General features: G+C 50.6%; 2 rRNA genes. Both read right to left on the bottom strand.

Annotation, left to right across the window (positions count from 1 at the left end):
• Positions 1 to 9: 9 nt before the first annotated feature.
• Positions 10 to 114 (bottom strand): 5S ribosomal RNA (rrf, locus tag V4762_RS09850).
• 39 nt (positions 115 to 153) lie between these two features.
• A 23S ribosomal RNA gene (locus V4762_RS09845) occupies positions 154 to 3157 on the bottom strand.
• Between the last annotated feature and the right edge of the window lie 89 nt (positions 3158 to 3246).

The raw sequence follows: 3246 nt of genomic DNA, 5'->3' as shown, positions 1-3246 counted from the left end.
AAAAAAATCTCCCGGCAACGTCCTATTTTCCCAAATAGTATCGTCGGCGCTAAAGGCTTTCACTTCCGTGTTCGGAATGGGAACGGGTGGGGCACCTTTGCTATGGTCACCGGGAGAAGAAGATTTCTCCTCTCTTCTTCTAGAGGAATAGTTACCGTCAAGTCCTCGACTTATTAGTACCAGTCAGCTGAACATGTTGCCATGCTTACACCTCTGGCCTATCAACCTGGTAGTCTCCCAGGAGTCTTACTCCATTACTGGATGAGAAACCTAATCTTGGAGAGGGCTTCGCACTTATATGCTTTCAGCGCTTATCCACACGGAGCACAGCTACTCGACCTTGCAGTTGGCACCACAGCCGATGCACTGGAGGCTCCGCCATCCCGGTCCTCTCGTACTAGGGATAGACCTCCTCAAGTTTCTTGCGCTTGCAAAAGATAGGGACCAAACTGTCTCACGACGTTCTGAACCCAGCTCACGTACCGCTTTAATAGGCGAACAGCCTAACCCTTGGGACCTACTTCAGCCCCAGGATGCGATGAGCCGACATCGAGGTGCCAAACCTCCCCGTCGATGTGGACTCTTGGGGGAGATAAGCCTGTTATCCCCAGAGTAACTTTTATCCGTTAAGCGACGGCCATTCCATACTGAACCGTCGGATCACTAAGCCCGACTTTCGTCCCTGCTCGAGATGTCTCTCTCACAGTCAAGCCACCTTATACCTTTACACTCGACGCGTGGTTTCCAATCACGCTGAGGTGACCTTTGGACGCCTCCGTTACCTTTTTGGAGGCGACCGCCCCAGTCAAACTGCCCATCAAACACTGTCCTTGCTCCGGATAACGGATGCAAGTTAGCGTCCCAATAATTCAAGGGTGGTATCCCAAGGTTGGCTCCAGAAGAGCTGGCGCCCTTCCTTCAAAGCCTCCCACCTATCCTGTACATGAATTATCAAAACGCAATGTCAGACTACAGTAAAGCTTCATGGGGTCTTTCCGTCCCTTTGCAAGTAATCCGTGTCTTCACGGATATCCCAAATTCACCAGGTCCCTCGTTGAGACAGCGCTCGGATCGTTACACCTTTCGTGCGGGTCGGAACTTACCCGACAAGGAATTTCGCTACCTTAGGACCGTTATAGTTACGGCCGCCGTTCACCGGGGCTTAAGTTCAGAGCTTCGCCTTACGACTAACCCTTCCCCTTGACCTTCCGGCACTGGGCAGGTGTCAGCCCCTATACTTCGCCTTGCGGCTTAGCAGAGACCTATGTTTTTGGTAAACAGTCGCCCGAGCCTCTTTACTGCGACCCTTTCACGCTTCATGAGTAAATCATTACACGCTACAAGGGTACCCCTTATTCCAAAGTTACGGGGCTATTTTGCCGAGTTCCTTAACGAGGGTGCTCCTGCACGCCTTAGGATATTCTCCTCGACCACCTGTGTCGGTTTGCGGTACGGACACCTTAAGATCTCCTTAGAGGTTTTTCTTGGCCACTTGTCCAATCAGTTCGGGGAACGTGTCCCCTCCACATCACTTCTCGGTCTTAATAAGGGACGGATTTGCCTATCCCTTGACCTACGAGCTTGTACCAGCACAACCGTCCGCTGGCTAACCTTTCTTGCAGCGTCACCCCATCGTACAAACGTTCTTAAGATGGTTCCGGAATATTAACCGGATGTCCATCGCTTACGCCTTTCGGCCTCAGCTTAGGACCGACTAACCCTGGGCGGACGAGCCTTCCCCAGGAAACCTTGGTCTTGCGGCGGGAGAGATTTCCACTCTCCTTATCGTTACTTATGCCGGCATTCTCACTTCTTAAAAGTCCAGAGGCTCTCACGAGTCCTCCTTCAGCCCTTTAAGAACGCTCCCCTACCAAACAATACTTATGTATTGAGTCCATAGCTTCGGCAGCAGACTTGAGCCCCGTTAAGTTTTAGGCGCAAATCGACTCGACCAGTGAGCTGTTACGCACTCTTTTAATGGTGGCTGCTTCTAAGCCAACATCCTGGCTGTTTTAGCCGATTCACTTCCTTTCCCACTTAGTCTGCATTTAGGGGCCTTAGCTGATGGTCTGGGCTGTTTCCCTCTCGACGATGGAGCTTGTCCACCACCGTCCCACTCCCAAGTAATACTTTCCGGTATTCGGAGTTTGTAAGAGTTCGGTAGTCTGGTAGGACCCCTAGCTCGAACAGTGCTCTACCCCCGGGAAGATTATTCTTGAGGCTAGCCTTAAAGCAATTTCGGGGAGAACGAGCTATCACCGAGTTCGATTGGCATTTCACCTCTATCCACAGCTCATCCAATATCTTTTCAACGATAAATGGTTCGGTCCTCCGCGTGAGGTTAGTCACGCTTCAACCTGGCCATGGATAGGTCACCCGGTTTCGCGTCTACGTCCAATGACTAATCGCCCTATTCAGACTCGCTTTCGCTACGGCTCCGAGGGATCTCCTCTTAACCTTGCCACAGAACGTAACTCGCCGGCCCATTCTTCAACAGGTACGCCACCACTCCGATTGACCGAAGCCAATCTTAGAGCTATGACTGCTTGTGAGCACACGGTTTCAGGTTCTATTTCACTCCCCTTCCGGGGTTCTTTTCGCCTTTCCCTCACGGTACTATACGCTATCGGTCGTCGAAGAGTATTTAGCCTTGGATGATGGTCCACCCAGCTTCCCACGAGGTTTCACGTGCCTCATGGTACTCGGGAAATCCTTCAGGAGAATATGTAATTTCGATTACAGGGCTTTCACCTTCTCTGGCCTACCTTTCCAGGTAAGTTCATCTACTACATATCTTTGTAACTCCTTGCTGAATCTGCTGTTTCAACAGAAGGCTCCCACAACACCATATTCACAACGCCAGCAGGCTTGACATGAATATGGTTTAGGCTGTTCCCGTTTCGCTCGCCGCTACTAAGGGAATCTCGGTTGATGTATTTTCCTCCAGGTACTGAGATGTTTCACTTCCCTGGGTTGTCCTCATGAACCTATGTATTCAGTTCATGATAATAGAGTTTGTCACTCTATTGGGTTTCCCCATTCGGAGATCTTCGGATCAAAGCCTGTTTGCGGCTACCCGAAGCTTATCGCAGCTTACCACGTCCTTCATCGGCTTTCGACGCCAAGGCATCCACCGTGTGCCCGTAAAAACTTGACGGTAACTCTCCTCTAAAAGAAGAGAAGAGAAAACAATATTTAATTTTCAAAGTTCTGGTGGAGATGAGCGGATTCGAACCGCTGGCCTCC

Origin of the sequence: Thermodesulfobium sp. 4217-1 (assembly GCF_039822205.1) — a bacterium.
Classification (GTDB): Bacteria; Thermodesulfobiota; Thermodesulfobiia; order Thermodesulfobiales; family Thermodesulfobiaceae; genus Thermodesulfobium.
The sequence above is the reverse complement of the archived record's forward strand: the minus strand, read 5'-3'. Positions and strand labels throughout refer to the sequence as shown.